Source organism: Mucilaginibacter ginsenosidivorans, from assembly GCF_007971025.1.
Taxonomy (GTDB): Bacteria; Bacteroidota; Bacteroidia; order Sphingobacteriales; family Sphingobacteriaceae; genus Mucilaginibacter; species Mucilaginibacter ginsenosidivorans.
Map to the genome: position 1 here is coordinate 1118750 of NZ_CP042436.1, position 15964 is coordinate 1134713.

The 15964-nt window shown below is 45.9% G+C and carries 19 protein-coding genes; 11 read left to right on the forward strand and 8 right to left on the reverse strand.

From position 1 onward, the window contains the following. Window positions 1-454: 454 nt before the first annotated feature. The 8 genes from FRZ54_RS05110 to FRZ54_RS05145 all read left to right on the forward strand — a co-directional run bounded on the left by FRZ54_RS05110 (window position 455) and on the right by FRZ54_RS05145 (window position 7196). Window positions 455-799, forward strand: a complete 345-nt coding sequence (locus tag FRZ54_RS05110) for an ArsR/SmtB family transcription factor (protein ID WP_228462624.1) — start codon at window positions 455-457, stop codon at window positions 797-799. Between the two features lie 11 nt (window positions 800-810). Then, the gene (locus FRZ54_RS05115) at window positions 811-1338 is read left to right on the forward strand and encodes an SRPBCC domain-containing protein (RefSeq protein WP_147030569.1); all 528 of its coding nucleotides are present in this window, start codon (window positions 811-813) and stop codon (window positions 1336-1338) included. Window positions 1339-1343: 5 nt separating this feature from the next. Then, window positions 1344-2306 carry an SRPBCC domain-containing protein gene (locus FRZ54_RS24600; RefSeq protein ID WP_147030570.1) on the forward strand — a complete coding sequence of 321 codons (963 nt, stop codon included), beginning with the start codon at window positions 1344-1346 and terminating at the stop codon, window positions 2304-2306. A 29-nt stretch (window positions 2307-2335) separates the two neighbouring features. Beyond that, window positions 2336-2698: a DoxX family protein gene (locus FRZ54_RS05125; RefSeq protein WP_147030571.1), complete on the forward strand. Its 363-nt coding sequence runs from the start codon at window positions 2336-2338 to the stop codon at window positions 2696-2698. Between the two features lie 23 nt (window positions 2699-2721). Beyond that, window positions 2722-2943: a hypothetical protein gene (locus FRZ54_RS05130; RefSeq protein WP_147030572.1), complete on the forward strand. Its 222-nt coding sequence runs from the start codon at window positions 2722-2724 to the stop codon at window positions 2941-2943. A gap of 17 nt (window positions 2944-2960) precedes the next feature. After that, on the forward strand, window positions 2961-3746 hold the full coding sequence (locus FRZ54_RS05135; protein WP_147030573.1) for an alpha/beta fold hydrolase: 786 nt from the start codon (window positions 2961-2963) through the stop codon (window positions 3744-3746). A 311-nt stretch (window positions 3747-4057) separates the two neighbouring features. Further along, window positions 4058-4417, forward strand: coding sequence for a response regulator (locus FRZ54_RS05140; RefSeq protein WP_147030574.1), 360 nt, complete (start codon window positions 4058-4060; stop codon window positions 4415-4417). A 241-nt stretch (window positions 4418-4658) separates the two neighbouring features. Continuing rightward, on the forward strand, window positions 4659-7196 hold the full coding sequence (locus FRZ54_RS05145) for a DUF5686 and carboxypeptidase-like regulatory domain-containing protein (RefSeq protein WP_147030575.1): 2538 nt from the start codon (window positions 4659-4661) through the stop codon (window positions 7194-7196). Window positions 7197-7199: 3 nt separating this feature from the next. On the opposite strand, the gene FRZ54_RS05150 is transcribed toward FRZ54_RS05145, so the two are convergent. The 8 genes from FRZ54_RS05150 to FRZ54_RS05185 form a co-directional block, all read right to left on the reverse strand. After that, a complete protein-coding gene (locus FRZ54_RS05150) occupies window positions 7200-7982 on the reverse strand; it encodes an alpha/beta fold hydrolase (protein ID WP_147030576.1) in 783 nt (260 codons plus the stop codon). 116 nt (window positions 7983-8098) lie between these two features. Next, on the reverse strand, window positions 8099-8560 hold the full coding sequence (locus FRZ54_RS05155) for an SRPBCC family protein (protein ID WP_147030577.1): 462 nt from the start codon (window positions 8558-8560) through the stop codon (window positions 8099-8101). Beyond that, complete coding sequence (locus tag FRZ54_RS05160) at window positions 8550-8882, reverse strand: ArsR/SmtB family transcription factor (protein WP_147030578.1); 333 nt, start codon at window positions 8880-8882, stop codon at window positions 8550-8552. Before FRZ54_RS05160 ends, FRZ54_RS05155 begins: the two co-directional genes overlap by 11 nt. A 109-nt stretch (window positions 8883-8991) precedes the next feature. Further along, on the reverse strand, window positions 8992-10020 hold the full coding sequence (locus tag FRZ54_RS05165; protein ID WP_147030579.1) for a phytanoyl-CoA dioxygenase family protein: 1029 nt from the start codon (window positions 10018-10020) through the stop codon (window positions 8992-8994). Between the two features lie 13 nt (window positions 10021-10033). Then, the gene (locus FRZ54_RS05170) at window positions 10034-10543 is read right to left on the reverse strand and encodes a hypothetical protein (protein ID WP_147030580.1); all 510 of its coding nucleotides are present in this window, start codon (window positions 10541-10543) and stop codon (window positions 10034-10036) included. Further along, entirely contained in the window at window positions 10536-11225 is a 690-nt protein-coding gene (locus FRZ54_RS05175) for an aspartyl/asparaginyl beta-hydroxylase domain-containing protein (protein WP_147030581.1), read from the reverse strand. Before FRZ54_RS05175 ends, FRZ54_RS05170 begins: the two co-directional genes overlap by 8 nt. Continuing rightward, window positions 11222-12010 carry a carbamoyltransferase C-terminal domain-containing protein gene (locus tag FRZ54_RS05180; RefSeq protein ID WP_147030582.1) on the reverse strand — a complete coding sequence of 263 codons (789 nt, stop codon included), beginning with the start codon at window positions 12008-12010 and terminating at the stop codon, window positions 11222-11224. The genes FRZ54_RS05175 and FRZ54_RS05180 overlap by 4 nt, the downstream gene beginning before the upstream one ends. Before the next feature lie 11 nt (window positions 12011-12021). Next, the gene (locus FRZ54_RS05185; RefSeq protein ID WP_147030583.1) at window positions 12022-12918 is read right to left on the reverse strand and encodes a carbamoyltransferase N-terminal domain-containing protein; all 897 of its coding nucleotides are present in this window, start codon (window positions 12916-12918) and stop codon (window positions 12022-12024) included. Window positions 12919-13210: 292 nt separating this feature from the next. On the opposite strand from FRZ54_RS05185, the gene FRZ54_RS05190 reads away from it, so the two are divergent. Genes FRZ54_RS05190 through FRZ54_RS05200 form a run of 3 tightly spaced genes read left to right on the forward strand, consistent with a single transcriptional unit; the run spans window position 13211 to window position 15964 of the window. After that, window positions 13211-13888, forward strand: a complete 678-nt coding sequence (locus FRZ54_RS05190; protein WP_147030584.1) for a Fe2+-dependent dioxygenase — start codon at window positions 13211-13213, stop codon at window positions 13886-13888. Window positions 13889-13901: 13 nt separating this feature from the next. Next, window positions 13902-15017 carry an ABC transporter substrate-binding protein gene (locus FRZ54_RS05195; protein ID WP_147030585.1) on the forward strand — a complete coding sequence of 372 codons (1116 nt, stop codon included), beginning with the start codon at window positions 13902-13904 and terminating at the stop codon, window positions 15015-15017. Between the two features lie 2 nt (window positions 15018-15019). Further along, window positions 15020-15964 carry a formyltransferase family protein gene (locus FRZ54_RS05200; RefSeq protein WP_147030586.1) on the forward strand — a complete coding sequence of 315 codons (945 nt, stop codon included), beginning with the start codon at window positions 15020-15022 and terminating at the stop codon, window positions 15962-15964.

Here is a 15964-nt window from a genome sequence, read left to right on the forward strand (position 1 = left end):
GTGAGCCAGTTATTGCTACCAAAATATTTTCTGTCAAAAAGGGAATATTTATGGTTAACGCCATTTTTAATTAACTGATTGATAATCAATTTATTAACACAAAAAAGAGCGAAATTGTGTTAACCATGTTAACCTTGTTTGGCCCCACAGCCGCAAAGCTCCCACTATTTGCGAGGCGATGACCGGTTAGCCGGGCGGGAAGGGTTATTTTAAGCTAATTGTCCTAAATTGGGCATTCCAGTAGGTTTCATCTTAGGAAAAAGTGCAAATCCCTACCTGTCGCAACACGCCCCTCATATTGCCGCATTCACCAGTTTAGTTGGGGTACAATTCGTCCTAAGTTTGTATTGTGCATTCCTAAACAGGCATTTGTAGTTGGTCTTTGAAGAAAAATTAAAATAAATTTGTGCAACCAAAAGGTGGCATGTATATTTGCAACCAAAAGGTTTCATAAATGATGAGAAGAGATGTGTTCCAGGCGATAGCCGACCCGACGAGGAGGGAGATTTTGGGGATGATAGCGCACAAGTCGCTTAATATAAATTCAGTGACGGAGCAGTTTGACGTAAGCCGGGCGGCCATTTACAAACACATGAAGATACTGACCGAGTGCGGCTTGCTCGAGATCAAACAACAGGGACGCGAGCGCTTTTGCGAAGGCAAATTGGAAAGATTGAATGAAGTATCGGATTGGGTGGCACAGTACCGGGAGTTTTGGGAGACGCGCCTCGATTCGTTGGAAAGCTATTTAAAAACTCTTCAGGCAAAAAACCAAGATCAGGGTAAAACTAAATTATAAAAAGGGAAAATATGACACGCTTAAATAATGCCGATGTTGAAATAAAGGACCGCGAGCTGGTAATAACCCGGTTGTTCGATGCGCCGCCGGCGTTGGTTTTCAAGGTCTGGACCGATCCGGAACATGTAAAAAAGTGGTGGGGACCAAAGCCGTTCACCAATCCTGTATGCGAGATCGACCTGCGGCCCGGCGGCAGGTTTCATTACGTAATGCGGTCGCCGGATGGCATGGATTTTCCGATGAGGGGAACATATATCGAGATTGTCCCTGGCAAGCGGCTGATATATTCAGACGATTTGTTTGAGCAGGCCGACTTTTGGAAGATGGTGATAGGAGATAAAGTAGGTGATGACATCGATTTTTCGACCATCAAAAATAAGGTCACTGTAATTTTTGATGACCTGGACGGAAAGACCAAACTGACGTTAACAACACGCTTCGCATCCAACGGGGTGCGCGACGCAATGGTAGGCATGCAGATGGCCGAAGGCTGGACACAGAGCCTGGAGAAATTTGCTTACGAATTAACTGTAGCCTGAGTAATATGAAAGATACAGCAACATCCCCCGACAAATTCGGTGGCAAAACAGATGACCGCGAGATAGTGATCAACCGATTGCTGGATGCCCCCCGCGAGCTGGTGTTCGAAGCCTGGACCAACCCGAAGCATCTTGTAAACTGGTGGGGCTGCCAGGGTTTCAGCAGCACTTTTCACCACATCGAGATAAAGCCCGGTGGTAAGTGGCATTTTGAAATGAACGGCCCAGGCGGGGTTAGTTTTCCAAACTTTGTTTTGTTCACTGAAGTGGTGAAGCCCGAGCGGTTGGCCTACCTGCATGCTGCAGATGAAAGCTACGACGCCAACTTTAAAGTGACCGTGACTTTTGAACAGCGGGGAGCAAAAACCTGGCTAACCATGCGTAGTATTTATGCTAGCGCTGCCGAACGTGATTTCGCTGTAAAACAATTCGGCGTTGTGGAAGGCAGCAACCAAACTATCGATAAACTGGAACTCTATATCAAATCACGGTTCGATCTGCAAAAACAATTAAAAACTACTACCATGTCAAGAGTAACTACCTACCTCAATTTCAGTACGGAGACCGAGCAGGCATTCAATTTTTATAAGTCGGTATTCGGTACAGAATTTTCAGGTCCGGGCATAGCAAGGTTTGGCGAAATTCCGCCGCACGAAGGCATGCCGCCTTTAAGTGAAGAGGACAAAAAATTGATCCTTCACATTGAGCTACCCATCCTCGGCGGCCACATACTGAAAGGCACGGATGCGCCCGAATCCATGGGTTTTACCCTAAAAAGAGGCGACAATATGCACATTAACCTGGAGCCTGATACCCGCGAGGAAACCAAAAGATTATTCGACGGCCTTTCGGAAGGCGGACAGATAACCATGCCGCTGATGGATATGTTCTGGGGCGCTTATTATGGCAGTTTTACTGATAAATTCGGTATCAACTGGATGGTGAACTGTACTGAAGAAAAGAAATAATTCATCATAAAATCAAACTCACTAAAACAATGAAAACAATCAAAATCATTTACTGGATCTGTACGATCATCATCTGCGGATTAATGCTGTTCTCGGCGGTTATGACTTTCATACCACAGCCGCCCAATCCCGAAATGGTAAAGCTTGGTTACCCGGGCTACATTTTTAAATTCCTTGCTGTCGCAAAGATGCTGGGAGTTGTCGCCATCCTTGTTCCCGGATTCCGGAGATTAAAAGAATGGGCCTACGCGGGCTTTTTTTTCGATCTGCTGGGAGCAACCTATTCGTTCATCGCTATAGGCGATCCGGTGGGGGCATGGGCTCCGATGTTCATTTTTATAGCTATCCTGTTAGGCTCCTATTTTACCTATCACAAAAATATGGCTGCCTGATCTGACAATTAATACTTTACACGATGGAAACGCAAACGGTAGAGGTTTTTAAAACAAATGTGAAGCAGAAAAGGCAGGCAAAACGGCTGTTGAATATACTTTCGCAGCAGTTCCCGTTATGCCGCATCAATTTCGACCTGGAGGATTGCGATAAGATATTACGCGTGGAAGGGAATAACATCCGTCATGAAAAGATAACCGCACTGGTAACCGGGCATGGTTACCGGTGCGATATACTCGAATAAAATTCAAACTCATCAAAATGGCACAAGTAACATCGAAAGACGGTACACCTATCGCTTATGAAAAAACCGGCAGCGGCCTACCTTTAATATTAGTTGATGGCGCGATGTGCAGCCGGGATTTTGGCCCTATGCCTAAACTGGCGCAGTACCTTGCCAATAATTTTACGGTCATCACGTACGACCGACGCGGAAGAAATGAGAGCGGTGATACCAAACCTTACGCCGTTGAACGCGAAATAGAGGACATTGACGCGCTTATCGGTGAAGCGGGTGGATCGGCTTACGTATATGGCATATCCTCTGGCGCTGCCCTTGCCCTCGCCGCCGCTGCAAGCGAATTGAATATCACCAAACTTGCCTTGTATGAGCCACCCTTTGATGTTTCGGACGAAGGACACCATGCCCCGGCCGATGCGCTGGCACAACTAAAGGCCCTTGTTACACAGGACCGGCGGGCCGATGCTGTAAAATATTTTATGAAAGATATTATTGGCATACCCCCGCTTGTTGTTTTTATGATGACACTGTTCCCCATCTGGAAAAAACTGAAGGCCGTTGCCCATACCCTTCCTTATGATATTACTATCCTGGATGGCTTCGGACTGCCGGAGGAGCGGGCCAGGTCAGTTAAGGTGCGCACGCTTGTGTCGGGCGGCGATAAAAGCCAGGTTTTGCTGCGGAACTCAGTAAAAAAACTAGCCGGGGTAATGCCCAATAGCGAACTGCGGATGTTAAAAGGGCAAACTCACAATGTGTCAGAAAAGGCCATCGGGCCGGTGCTTGTAGAATTTTTTAATAAATAATTAACCTTTCCCGGTAATTATTCTCGTTCGCACTTGCTGAAACAGAGGCAATTTTGTACCTTGCATTGCCTCTATAATTCATCCTATGAAAAAAATTTCAGGCATTAATGCTCATTTAGGGCATTTGATGCCCGGCAAGATCATGTGATCCTGGAACCTGCCATAAAAGATACTGTTTGTGGCAACGCTGACCGAACGATATGCGTAATGTTCCATAATCATTAATTAATATTTAAAATTCAGCAAATCATTCCAAACATTTCATTTGATTTTTGGTTTACCATGTTGATTCACTTTATCACGGGATAAAAATGTCAAAACGGGTATTAATAATAGAAGATGACGAAGATATACTTCAGGTATTAGAAACGGTATTGGTCCACAATGATTATGAAGTTAAAGGACTTGAGCGAACTGATGATATACTTAAATCTGTTGGGGAATATAAACCGGACCTTGTTTTAACCGATTACCTGCTATCGGGTACGAACGGTGGCAAGATATGCCAGCAAATAAAAGGCAACAAGGATACCTGTCATATACCGGTCATCCTGATATCAGCCTATCCCGAATTAGCTGTTTCTTTGGGCCATTTTGGTTTCGATGCTTTTATCACCAAGCCTTTTGATATCAATGTGCTGGTGAAAAAGATCGGCGATCTGCTCCACTAAGCACAGAAGGCTTATTTCGCAAATTTTTATTGCATTAGATCATTCAAATAACGGATATTGCCGTTCGGCGTGTTTTTACAGGCCGGTGACCATATATAATGGACATTCATAACATTTTTAGGCTCCCGCCGTTAACTTTGAAAGCGGTACAAAAGGTAAAACAAGTAAAGATGTTCTTTATGCTAAATGCTTTTAAACAGCATACCCATACTACCATGATAATCAGTTGGAAAGCATTCGAATGAAATACAGCCTTTTTGCATTTATACTTCTTTTGTCCGTAACCGCAAAAGGGCAAAACACCATCGTAAGCGGCACCGTTACCGATGCACAAACCAACCAGTTAATACCTTTTGTAACTGTATCTTTCCCCGGTACCTCCATAGGAACAAATACAGGGACCAGCGGCAAATACCGTATTGAAACAGGTAAAACTTATACCCAATTAAAATTTTCATCTGTAGGATATAAATCTGTTATCCGCACTATTATAGCAGGTAAGGACCAGGTAATCCATGTACGGATGCAAGCCGAAGTGCAAACGCTTGCCGATGTAACCATTCATGCCGGCAAAAAGACCCGTTACCGTAATAAGGACAACCCTGCAGTTGAACTGATACGCCAGGTGATAGCGCATAAGGAAGAGAACCGCATGCAGAGCTATGACTATACCGAATACAAACAGTATGAAAAGCTCGAATTTTCGTTTATCAATGTTTCTGAGAAGCTCACACAGCGCAAGCTGATGCGTCCTTATAAATTTTACTTTGATAACAAGGACACTACCAGCATGCCGGGTAAAGCGCTGTTGCCTGTTTACCTGGAGGAGAAGCTGACGCAAACCTATTACCGCAAGCAGCCGGAGAAAACAAAGAAGATAGTGGAGGGCGAGAAAAAGGTCAACATCATCAATTTTGTGGACGAAGAGGGTGTGAATACTTATCTCAACCGCATGTACGCCGAGGTAGATATTTATTCGAACAATATCTTTTTGATGACCAACCAGTTCCTGAGCCCCATTTCGGATGCTGCCCCAACCTTTTACAAATTCTTTATTACTGACACCATCGAGGTTGATGGTAAAAAAATGGTAGAGCTAAGTTTTACCCCGCGCAATGGCAACGATTTGCTGTTTGAAGGGCTGATCTTTATCACGCTTGACGGGCATTACTCGGTGCAGAAGGCACGACTTTCTACCAATAAAAATATTAACCTTAACTGGGTACGCGGCATGTCGGTCGACCTGACCTATGAGAAGAACCCCGATGGACGTTACCATTTAAGTAAAAGTGACATGAAGGCCGACTTTGGGCTGAACAAGAACGGGCAGCGTGGGATTTTCGGGGAGCGGACGATATCCTATCAAAACTATCTTATAAACCACCCGAGACCGGATAGTATCTACGACGGCGACCAGTTGGTTATCAAAAAAAATGCGCTGAAGCAGGGCAGCCAGTTTTGGTCGGACAGCCGTGGACGGGATACGCTGACGAAGATTGAGGCCGGCGTTTATAAAAACATCGATACGCTGCAAACCATACCCGCTTACAAGCGCACAATGGATATCATTACCTTGGTAGCTACCGGCTTTAAAAGCTTTGGGCCGATAGAAATGGGGCCTTTTGGTACCTTTTATAGTTTTAACGACGTAGAGGGCAACCGCTTTCGCGTTGGGGGGCGTACGACGACGGCTTTCAGCACAAGGTATTACCTCGAAGCTTACGGCGCCTATGGATTCAAAGATGATAAATTTAAATACCTGTTAAGTGCCGCTTATTCATTTAATAATAAATCGATCTATAAGTTTCCCCTAAGCTATATTAAGGCCACCGTTCAATATGAAGCAAAGATACCCGGTGAGGAAATATCTTTTGCGCAGCAGGATGCCTTGTTCCTGTCGTTTACGCGCGGCGTGAATGATAAATTCCTTTACAACCAATACTACAAGCTGGATTATGTAAATGAATTTGAAAATCATTTCTCTTACTCACTCGGTTTTAAAAGCTGGCGGCAAACCCCAGCCGGGTCATTATATTTTGTTAATGAAGTAAATGGGATGCCTAACAGCGTTCACGATGTAACTACATCTGAATTTTCACTTAACCTACGGTATGCCCCGCATGAACAATTAGTGCAGGGAAAACAGTATCGCATAACCATTCCAAGTAAATACCCCATACTTAACCTGGACTACAGGCAGAGTATAAAAGGACTTTTTGGCGGCGACTATAATTACAAGAATCTGTTGGGCCGGCTCGATAAGCGTTTTTACTTTTCGCAACTGGGCTATGCCGATCTTTCGGTACAGGGCAGTTACCTGTTTGGGCAGGTGCCTTTCCCGCTGTTAAGCATTCACCAGGCCAACCAGACCTATACCTACGATTTTCATTCGTACAACCTAATGAATTTCCTCGAGTTTGTAAGCGACCACTACGCGGCAGCGCAGTTTGAGTATACACCGAACGGCTTCTTCTTTAACAAGATACCCCTGTTGAAAAAATTGAAATGGCGCGAGGTTGTAGGCATAAAAGCCATTTATGGCGGCTTGCGCGACGAGAATAACCCAGCGTTACACCCTTCGTTATTCCAATTCCCTACGGATCAGAATGGCATATCAGAAACCTACACCATCAATAAAACGCCTTACCTGGAGGGCAGCGTCGGCATCGGCAATATCTTCAAAGTATTTCGCATTGACCTTGTCGAAAGGTTCACCTATCTCGACAATCCCCACACAACCCGCTTTGGTATAAGGGGTAGTGCCTGGTTCGATTTTTAACGATCAGTCATTTAAGAATTCTTCTATCAGTGCAGCGGTAAGTTCGGGTAGCCTGCTTCCTTTTTTTGCCATGCCCATCTCACCGATACACGTACCGTGAGGGCCGGGCAATACCGCCAGCCGGCCACCTGGGATCAACCGGGATAACTTCACCGCATGGTCGGCAGGCATCACGTCCTGGTCGGATACCATGATAAGTGCCGGGACCTTTATTGACCGGATCATATCATCAGGAATATCTCTGAAAGCGATCATACGCGCCACATCCCTGTCAAACATCGCCTGCAAACGGCTTTTATCGGGCGTTACTTTTAAAAAAGCCTCTTTAAGGGCTTCGGGCATATTGTCCATTGTGGCGCCATTAAAACCTTCAAAAAATCCGTCGATAAACCCGTCTCTTCGGTAGGCGCCGGAAAGATCTACTATTTTATTCACCAGTTCAGGGTGCCTTATCGCTATCTGTAAAGTGGTGGTGCCCCCATTACTGAACCCAAAGAAATTTGCCTTCTCTATTTTAAGGTATTTGAGCAAGGCGGCTACGTCATCCGAATCCTGCTCAAACGATTCCGGAGCGTCACGATCCGCGGTGCGGCCATGCGCCTGTAATTCTATGGCTATCAATTTACCACAGCCTGAAAGAAAAGGCAGCATAGTGCCGAAGGTAGTTTCTATGGTCGATCCGCCGCCGTGAATCAATATCAGCGGCAAGTTGCCTTCGCCATAGATCTCATAATACATTTTCAAACCGTTTACGGGTGCGTATCCCGTTATTTTTGAATTTTTCATATTATTAGCTTATTGTGCGTTCGTAACCACCGCCGATACAGCAATAAATAAAACGATCAGAATCAGCGATCTCAGTCCGGCATTTATTCTCATAGTTGCCATAGCGTGATCTATTCCTATTTTTTCATTCCTTCTAAATAAACCGAGAGTTTTTGGACATTTTGTTTCAGGCCCTCGTCGGCTCCGTAAGTTTTTACAACCTGTATAAATTGTTCTGCACTTTCAAAAAGCATGTGCCAGCTCAGGAAGGTCTCTTCGCCAAGGTCCTCAAACTCGATGGTCGCCACGAACTTTGGGCTGCTTGCGTGTTCATAAACTATCTTTTTGAGCGGGATGATCTCTTTAAAAATACTCTTGTTCTTATAGTCCGTTCCGTCGGGGCCATGCATCACAAGGTTCCATTCGCCACCTGGACGCATATCCATGGTCGTTATGGTATTGGTAAATCCATTTGGGCCCCACCAGTTAGCAATGTGTTCGGGCTTGGTCCAAATTTCCCAAACCAGCTCTACCGGCGCTTTCAGCTTTCTCGAAATGCGGAGCTCGCGGTCTTTGGTATTGCTTTGATCATTTTCCATATCTCTCTTTTTTAAGTTTTTCCAAATAAGTTTCCATGTTGTCCAGTTTGCTCTCCCAATGCTGCTTGTATTGCTCCACCCATGCCGCCACCTCACTTAGCTTATTCAGCTGCGCCTCGCAAAATCGTTCGCGGCCCTTTTGCTGTATACTGATCAAACCGCACTCAGTAAGGATTTTAACATGAAGCGAAATAGCTTGCCGGCTCATATCAAAACTTTCCGCCAGCGTATTCACGTTCAATGCTGTATTCGATAACATCCCTATGATCTGCCTCCTTGTCGGGTCCGCTATCGCCTGGAAGGCGTCTCTTCTCATTTCCATTTGCTGTCCTTTATGCAAGTAAATGCTTGCAAATATAAACGCAAGTATTTACTTGCGCAAATTTATCTTAAAAAAATTTACCTGGAATTTATGAGCACCCTCCGGCTTGTCAAATCCAAAGGTCGGCCTCTCTTATATCGACCGGTTCATAGGTGAAGTATTGAACAAACCTGGGTTTATCCGATGTATTGGGCCTGCTGCCATGTGGCAGTGCCTGGTGCCAGATTATAAAATCGCCGCCATTGGCGGCTATGGGTGTACTACCCAGCGCATGAAGGTCCTGTTTCCGTGGGTCCGTCCCTGCCGGCAGGGAGTGCAGCCACTTTTCGATGCGGTTATGGAAGCCGGGCACCAAAGTGAAGGCGCCCTGCGAAGCTTCCGTGTCCGAAAGGTAAAGCAAACCCTGCAGGGAAAATGGTATGGGTAAAGTAAGGCTACAGTCCCAGTGCATGTTTGGACCGGGAAATTTCCACCGTTCCGTTTCAGGCGGATTAAAGCCCACACGGTCCGCAGTTACCCAAATATCTTTCCGTTGCCAAAGCTGCTCATAGGCCATTCGCACTTTTTCTGATTGCCTGTTCTTATTTAATAACGGATGCTGAAAAAGCTGCACCATAATGCCCTGGATGGATGGATGCTGTTTGTACCAGGTAGCCGGGTCGACTCGCTTTACGCCGATAAAATCGCAAATAACCTCGATGGTTTCTTCACAGTCGTCCTTCGAAACGGCATTCCTGATGATAACATAGCCATTTTCCTGCCAGCATTTTAGCTGTTCAACATCCAGTACCGGCTGTATGACATTTGCGGGTTCTTTATTTTTATCGCCGAAAAGGTCGTTAAAACGTAACACATCTTCCTGCCGCGGGTAACCGGCTGTTTCGATTATCCAGGTTTCGAACTTCCCGAAAGATGGCGTTTCCCGGAATATGTAGATCAGGCATTGTTCGAGCCCAAGGCCAAGGGCCGAAAGCAAAGTTCGATCAAGCTGCCACTCGTCCTGCCAGTCATTTTGCGATAGCTTATTTTCCCTCTTCAGTAAAACTTTGTTCCAAAACCTTTTGAGGTGCATGATACCAAGCTTCCCTGTTTCTGAAAAGGGAATTAAGGTGTCCGGTGATAAAAATGTTTGGCCCATAAAAATATAAAGGTCAGTTGTTAAACATATTTTTTTCGCACAGCCAACTGATCATTTGCGGGAACGGTTGCTTGTTTAGCTTCTTCGCAGTTGCCGGGCCATAACTCATACCGCACCATTCCAGCAGCGGAACTCCAAAGTATTGCCCCCGGTTAAAGTTGTCGACGATATTATCTCCGCCACCCTTATAGCCATGTTCATGAAAGACCACCTTAGGATCGATACCCAAGTGTAAACATGCAGCGTACGACCAGGCTATGGCCATCATTTCGCCACCTTGGTGTACCTGGTCGCCGTCAAGGTTGTCATTCATTACACGCCTTATATCTTCCGGCATACAGGCTAAGTGACCCGCCTCGTGCAAAATATCCCCCGGGTAAAGCAGTTTTTCCCGGTCAATGATCAGCGTCCCGTCCATAAGCCTGAGACCCGGTAAAAAGGTATTTCCGTCGATACTTTCAAAATGATAGCCGATACCTATTTCCCCGAGAAAACTTAGTATCAAATCGATCGGTTTATTCATGATTCAGTTCGTTTTCCAGCTTATCAGCCAGGGCTGAAGATGCCTCGGTCCGGTGCATTCTTAAACTACGGATGATGCTTATTTGCAATTCCCTATCCTGTGCATTCGCTTTGCATTTCTTCTCAGAAAGTTCAAAAACCCGTTTTAACCAGTCGTTTAGCGTGCAATCCACCACCAGGTGTATGCGGTCGGTGTTCCCCATATTAGCAACCCTGTGGGGCAGGTTGGCATTGATATACCAGCATTCGCCCTCCTTCAAATTAACCCGCTCATCATCCACAAAGAACTCAACTTTTTCGTGCGTAAACACGGGTATATGCAACCGGGCTTCGCCGTTTTCAAAACAAAGCTCGGCATCACGATGCTGTTTGATAATGGCGCCTGCTCTTAAATTCAGCAGTCTTACCGACTGTTTTTCACAAAGCAACCCGTCGAGAAAGCGGCCTATAGCCGGCAGCGCCTTTAACAGACCGGTATTTTCAAATGAATCATCATTCAACAATTCGGCAAATGGTTTACCCGCATCGCCCCTGGGTGCGCGCAAAGGCAATACATTCCATTCGCCATCGTAATGCAACCGGTTATAATGTCCCATCCAGCTCTCACTGGTCAATACTTTTTTTACTTCGGCCTGCATTTTCCTGATAGCAACGGGCAGGCCGAGTCTTGCATAACAAATCATAAGTTCGTTTTTCGTATTATAAAATCATCCATAACCAGCGCGTCCATCGCCCCTGAAAAGAACAGCCCGATGGCCTGCGAGGGCGTTTCTACTATTGGCATACCCTTCCTGTTGAGCGAGGTGTTAAGCAACACCCCGATACCCGCTTCTTTTTCAAACCGGTTTATCAGTTCATAAAACCGGGCGTTCCATTCGCGGCTCACCGTTTGTAGACGGCAGGTACCATCCACGTGTACAACTCCCTGTAATTCGGCCGCCCATTCAGGCTTAACCAGGTCGACAAGTATCATGTAAGGGCTTTCCCAACCGTAAATAAAATACTTACCCGCATCTTCAATCTTTACTGCCGGGGCAAATGGACGGAAGTCTTCCCGGAATTTAATATCCCGGTTAATGCGCTGTCTTATTCCTGGTATTCGCGGGTCGGCCAAAATGCTGCGGTGCCCAAGAGCCCTTGGGCCAAACTCCGCGCCACTGTTAAACCAGCCGACCACATTTCCTTCGGCAAGCAGCCCGGCCGTTTCCAAGATCACATCCTGCGAAACAGAAACATTCAGCATCGTATTGTTTTCATCCCCGTAATCCCTTATCGCATTTCTGATCTCTTCGGCCGAATAAGACCGTCCAAGGAAAGGACAACCGCCAGGGCCGGCCTTTTTTGTATTCCCATACACATGGTACCAGCCATAATAAGCGCAACCAATGGCCAGCCCGTTGTCGCCCGCAGCGGGCTGCATATACAGGTTTTTTGTATTTCCCTTCAGCAGCAGCTTGTGGTTTGCCACCGCATTTAAAGCTACCCCCCTGCATAAGCCATATTGGGATGCGGACTGATCTTTTGCCTCTGTTCAAAAAGATAAAGTATCGCCCGCTCAGCCTCGTCCTGCACCCACCGGGCCATATCGGCATAGTGGCTGAACTCTTTTTTGAAATGATCATAATCCGCAGCCGGGTTTGTAAAAAAGGCATTAATATGCTCATAAATTATTTCTACGCTACCGTCTTCCAGTTTAAACAAGTTGGGTTTGCCGTCCAATTTACCGTATGGCGCAAGCCCCATAAGCTTGCCTGCGTCGTCCATATTACGAAAGGCATAAAAGCTTGCGGCGCTATAAAGCCCGCCTATAGAATGATAATTGGTCGGGAGTTTCAAAGTGGGTGAGTTCTCAAAAAGCCGAACCTCCGAAAAGTCTTTATATAACGGCTTTAGCGTCTTTCCGTCGAAATAATAAAAGCTATCCTTCTCGCAAAACAATGCATTATTGAAAGGATAATCGGGTACAATGGCCCCCTCGATATCCCGGCATTGATAATAAGGACTACCCGCCCCGTCAATAACCATGACATTGCATTCCCCGAAGGGTGATGTTGCTGCGGCGCCCCAGGCATGTGCCATATGGTGAGACAGGGTTATCATTGGGATATCAATATCTTTTTCAAAATAGCGCTGCCCCGAATACCGGTCGGGCTTAATGTCGATCTCGAAATTAGCCGCCTGGATGATCAGCGCAAGGTCGTTAACCCCGATACCTGCAGCTTCCAGGCAATATTTCACAGCCTCGCGATCGTTCCCGCCATCATGCTTGATACGGGTCAGCCGTTCCTTTTCTATTGCTGCCACAATCTTTCCATCTTTTATAAGGCAGGCCGAGCCATCGTGTGAAAGGCCCGTTCCTAAGATGTAAACGCTCATATCAGATGAAGATCAGGGCCATTCGGTAATAAGGCTTTCATTTATTAAATAGTAATTAATTTATATATTAATTATGAAATTATTTTTCATTAAATAATAGTCTATTAAGAAAATTAAATTGACCATTGACCAATTAATATCCTAATAAACAAATGTAAATTACTTAATAATTTATAACTATTGTTTTTGTTAATTTATTCGCTACTTTTACCTGAGTCACTAAGCGCTTAAGTACCGTTTTTTGACTTTTTCTAAACTTATCATCTATGAATACCTATACATCACCAGGCATATGATAATTCAGAACGCGTTCCTGCATTTATCAAACTTGCTTGATGCTGCCGAACTTGGGCAAATCGGGAAATTAAGTGAACAGGCAAAATACCAGGACGGAAAAATAACTGCCACGGGGGCGGCCAGGGAAGTAAAGGACAATTTGCAGCTAAACGAGCATGAGCAGGCTTACATGTCGATACAGCAGGTGCTGTTAAATGCTTTAAACCGGAGTGCATTGTTCAGAAATGCTTTGTTCCCGCAAAATGTGCATCCGTTTTTGATAAGCAAATATGATAAAGGCATGAGTTATGGCTGGCACGTGGACAGCCCGGTAATGGGAAATATGATGCGGACAGATATAGCTATGACCGTCTTTTTAAACGATCCGGCCGAATACGAGGGTGGCGAACTGGAATTACAGACGGCGCCCGGGTCAATAAAGTTCAAACTGGCCAAGGGAGATGCTATTTGCTACCCATGCCAGCATTTACACAGAGTAAATGAGGTAACAAGCGGGCAGCGACATGTGGCGGTTACGTGGATACAATCGTTGGTTCGCTCGCCGGAGCAGCGCGGGATATTATTCGGTTTGCAGCAGGTTGCCGAAACTCTGCACCAGCAAAATATTGCGACTGAAGAGGTAGGGGTTTTACAGCAGCATTATAGTAATCTGTTACGCATGTGGGCCTACTAATTATATACTTACAATGAACGGAGAAAAACTGACAGTTGGGGTGCTTTTATCCAACTCTACCATTTTACCGATGGCTAAAAACTTTAATACGGGTTTAAGGCAGGCACTAACGGGTCTTGATGTTGAGATCGTGCCGGAATTTATAGGGCAGGGATCAAAGGAACAGGCAGAAAAAGCCATCAATAAACTATTCAGTTTTGACAACTCCGACATTATAACCGGTATTGTTTCCAATAAAGTAGGTTATGAATTGTCGGAAAAATTTGAAAAGCACAAACGGCCGTTCATCATCAACAACCTGGGTGAACACCTTCCCGACCCGGCGCTGTACAACGATTATACTTTCCTAAACTCGGTGCATACTTGGCAACAGGTATGGTCGATGGGTAACTGGGGGGTAAAAACACTCGGGAAAAGAGGGATGCTGGTTTCCGGCATTTATGATTCCGGTTATTCGTTTCCGGTTATGTTGCAAAAAGGGATACAGGCCTCGGCTGCCGACAGTACGGTACCGTTCGCGATAGCGCCAATGAGGCAGTACAACGGCCTGGCCGACGTTGCATCGGTAATACCGCATATCATCGAATTTGAACCAGATTTTATACTGGCTACATTTTGCGGTGAAGAGGCAAGTCTTTTCCTGTCCGAATATGTCAAAAACGGACTTCATAAAAAAATACCATTACTGGGTCTGCCCTTTCTGCTGGAATCGTTTGATGCCCGGGGTGAAACAATTGAAGTATATACCACGATATCCTCGTATCGCGAAATCGCGGAAGAAGAAATTGATCGCCTTTGCAAGATCGCTGCCGACCCATTCGTGCAATTTGGATACGAGACAGGTCTTTTGATCAGGGAGGCCGTGGAAAAATCAAGCGGAAAAACGCTTCAAAGAGCATTGGCAGAGGCGGCCGTAAATACAGAACGCGGGAAACTGGAAATACTGCCCGGCGAGACCGGCAATGATAGCAGGGTCTTCCTGGTAAAAAATACCTGGTCGGGAAACAAAGACGAAATATCACGGCAAATAATAGGCGAACTGGAAACCATTGGCATTAGTAACCAGGTGGTAGCCGACATCAACAGCCAACCCTCGTCGGGTTGGGTTAACCCATACCTCGGTATTTAGATATGAAAATAGCTGTTATATGCAATTCCGATTCACTGGCTTTTCCGGCCATCGCCTCTCTTGCGGGCGACGGCTTGCTGGCTGGCGTCGGGATATTGGCACGAAGCAGCGGCCGGCTGTTTGCACCACTTTTAGGGATGGGTGTATTGAAGGAAAATATTATACAATTAACCAGGGAGACATGGGAGCTTGAAATGCAAACCTGGCTTCAGCAGATTGATCCCGATATGATGTGGGTGTTTGGGTTTCCCTGGCGAATCCCATCAAATTTACTTGCAATGCCCGGAGGCGGTTTCCTCAATTTCCATTTTGGCAACCTGCCCGCATACAAAGGGGCCGATCCCATATTCTGGCAGCTAAAAAACGGGGAGGAGAAAGCTACCCTCGTGGTGCATCGCATGACACCGGCCATTGATGAAGGCCCCATAGTAATGACACGGGACCTGGAAACGATAAGGGGAGAAAACTATGGCCTGTTTTGCCAGCGCCTGGGATTTATGGCCGCGGGGCTTGTTCAGCCTTTAGTGGATAATTACCGGAACGGGGTACTGCCAGAACTCGGTCAGCCAAATGGCGGTGATGCATCATTTTTTAAAAAGCCCGGGGCGACGACATTAAAGATCAACTGGGAAGAACAATCGGCGGACGAAATCGAGTACCTGGTGAACGCCTCGAATCCAAAATATGACGGGGCCTCAACATATTTACGAAATGCGGAAATAAGGATATTGGAAACATCGCCCGCGGAAATAAAGCTTGAAAATAATTTCAGGGCCGACCCGGGAACGATAGTTTATGCGGATGCTGTATACGGGCTAATCGTGGCCTGCCGGGAAAGCCGGTTTTTAAAGATCAATGTTGTCCATACACAGGAAGGGTATTTTTCGGGCAGTAAGCTATTCAGTATGGGCGTACGGGCAGGAGAAAAATTCATCAACTTAAATTAA

What these genes read in the sequence shown, in the direction of transcription:
- FRZ54_RS05110 (WP_228462624.1), top strand. Translation starts at nt 455, where the DNA reads ATGATGAGAAGAGATGTGTTCCAGGCGATAGCCGACCCGACGAGGAGG.
- FRZ54_RS05140 (WP_147030574.1), top strand. Translation starts at nt 4,058, where the DNA reads ATGTCAAAACGGGTATTAATAATAGAAGATGACGAAGATATACTTCAG.
- FRZ54_RS05195 (WP_147030585.1), top strand. Translation starts at nt 13,902, where the DNA reads ATGAACGGAGAAAAACTGACAGTTGGGGTGCTTTTATCCAACTCTACC.
- FRZ54_RS05165 (WP_147030579.1), bottom strand. Translation starts at nt 10,020, where the DNA reads ATGGGCCAAACATTTTTATCACCGGACACCTTAATTCCCTTTTCAGAA.
- FRZ54_RS05200 (WP_147030586.1), top strand. Translation starts at nt 15,020, where the DNA reads ATGAAAATAGCTGTTATATGCAATTCCGATTCACTGGCTTTTCCGGCC.
- FRZ54_RS05185 (WP_147030583.1), bottom strand. Translation starts at nt 12,918, where the DNA reads ATGAGCGTTTACATCTTAGGAACGGGCCTTTCACACGATGGCTCGGCC.
- FRZ54_RS05175 (WP_147030581.1), bottom strand. Translation starts at nt 11,225, where the DNA reads ATGATTTGTTATGCAAGACTCGGCCTGCCCGTTGCTATCAGGAAAATG.
- FRZ54_RS24600 (WP_147030570.1), top strand. Translation starts at nt 1,344, where the DNA reads ATGAAAGATACAGCAACATCCCCCGACAAATTCGGTGGCAAAACAGAT.
- FRZ54_RS05155 (WP_147030577.1), bottom strand. Translation starts at nt 8,560, where the DNA reads ATGGAAAATGATCAAAGCAATACCAAAGACCGCGAGCTCCGCATTTCG.
- FRZ54_RS05150 (WP_147030576.1), bottom strand. Translation starts at nt 7,982, where the DNA reads ATGAAAAATTCAAAAATAACGGGATACGCACCCGTAAACGGTTTGAAA.
- FRZ54_RS05125 (WP_147030571.1), top strand. Translation starts at nt 2,336, where the DNA reads ATGAAAACAATCAAAATCATTTACTGGATCTGTACGATCATCATCTGC.
- FRZ54_RS05190 (WP_147030584.1), top strand. Translation starts at nt 13,211, where the DNA reads ATGATAATTCAGAACGCGTTCCTGCATTTATCAAACTTGCTTGATGCT.
- FRZ54_RS05115 (WP_147030569.1), top strand. Translation starts at nt 811, where the DNA reads ATGACACGCTTAAATAATGCCGATGTTGAAATAAAGGACCGCGAGCTG.
- FRZ54_RS05170 (WP_147030580.1), bottom strand. Translation starts at nt 10,543, where the DNA reads ATGAATAAACCGATCGATTTGATACTAAGTTTTCTCGGGGAAATAGGT.
- FRZ54_RS05145 (WP_147030575.1), top strand. Translation starts at nt 4,659, where the DNA reads ATGAAATACAGCCTTTTTGCATTTATACTTCTTTTGTCCGTAACCGCA.
- FRZ54_RS05135 (WP_147030573.1), top strand. Translation starts at nt 2,961, where the DNA reads ATGGCACAAGTAACATCGAAAGACGGTACACCTATCGCTTATGAAAAA.
- FRZ54_RS05130 (WP_147030572.1), top strand. Translation starts at nt 2,722, where the DNA reads ATGGAAACGCAAACGGTAGAGGTTTTTAAAACAAATGTGAAGCAGAAA.
- FRZ54_RS05160 (WP_147030578.1), bottom strand. Translation starts at nt 8,882, where the DNA reads ATGGAAATGAGAAGAGACGCCTTCCAGGCGATAGCGGACCCGACAAGG.